1 protein-coding gene is annotated in these 1,232 nt (G+C 53.7%); it reads right to left on the bottom strand.

The features are described from left to right. Positions 1-18: 18 nt before the first annotated feature. A protein-coding gene (locus NTD82_RS01965; RefSeq protein ID WP_262127578.1) for an IS3 family transposase occupies positions 19-1,169 on the bottom strand; the annotation gives its coding sequence in 2 pieces (ribosomal slippage) (positions 19-926 and positions 926-1,169; 1,152 coding nt in all). Positions 1,170-1,232: the final 63 nt, after the last annotated feature.

Here is a 1,232-nt window from a genome sequence, read left to right as displayed (position 1 = left end):
TGAATCGCCCCTGGTTTCCTAGACACTCTCCAAGCTCAGAAAATAGCGTTTCTCATACTCTACCGGCGACAGCTGATTGTTGAAGCCATGCCGACGTTTTACGTTGTAGAACATCTCGATGTAATCGAACACATCACTACGAGCATCTTCCCGCGTGGTGTAGATTTTCCGCCGGATCCGTTCCCGTTTCAGAAGCTGGAAAAAGCTCTCGGCCACGGCATTGTCATGACAGTTGCCTCGGCGACTCATGCTGGCAACCAAATTGTTCGCTTTCAAAAAACTGCGCCAATCTGAGCTGCTGTACTGGCTGCCCTGGTCGGAGTGAACCATCACCTCCTGTTTCGGTTTCCGCCTCCAAACCGCCATCAATAACGCATCAATGGCCAAATCACTGGTCATCTGCGACTTCATTGACCAGCCAACGACCTGGCGAGAAAACAGATCCAGCACCACTGCCAAATATAGCCAGCCTTCATACGTACGAATGTAGGTGATGTCGGTGACCCAAACCTTGTTGGGTTCTACGACATCAAACTGCCGCTTCAGCAAATTGGGTGAGGCGACCGCTGGCTTACCGCCGTACTTTCCAGGGCGGCGTCGATAACCTGTCTGAGAGCGCAGACCTTCAAGACGCATCAGCCTTGCCACACGATGACGACCACAATCCTCACCGGCCTCGCGCAGATCGTCATGGATTTTGCGATAGCCATAAACGCCGCCGCTCTCCAGCCATGAATGCTTGATCAAACCCAGTAGTCGCTGCTCGTCTTTGGCTCGTAGAGATTGCGGCTCAGACAGCCAGGCGTAATAACCGCTGGGATGGACTTTCAGCGTCAGGCAAAGCCGTCGAATCGAATACTCGCCCGCGCGCTGCTTGATAAAGGCGTACTTCAGCCGCACTCCTTGGCAAAGTACGCGGCGGCCTTCTTTAAGATGTCTCTCTCTTCCGTCACACGTTTGAGTTCAGCGCGTAGCTTGCGCAACTCGGCCTGCTGATCATCATCTTGCTGACGCTGCTCTTGGGGCTTGCTATAGACCTTGATCCAGGCGTAAAGGCTGTGCACGGACATGCCCAGCCGCTGGGCGACATCGGCAACAGGTTTGCCTTTTTCGGTCACTTGCTTGACCGCTTCGATCTTGAACTCTTCGGGGTAACGCTGACGACTCATGGCACCTCCTATTTGGGACTCATTATGAGGCTTGGAGGTGTCTACGAAACCAGGGGCGATTCA

The sequence above is a fragment of the Pseudomonas sp. 5P_5.1_Bac1 genome (assembly GCF_025466015.1).
Lineage (GTDB): Bacteria > Pseudomonadota > Gammaproteobacteria > Pseudomonadales > Pseudomonadaceae > Aquipseudomonas.
The sequence above is the reverse complement of the archived record's forward strand: the minus strand, read 5'-3'. Positions and strand labels throughout refer to the sequence as shown.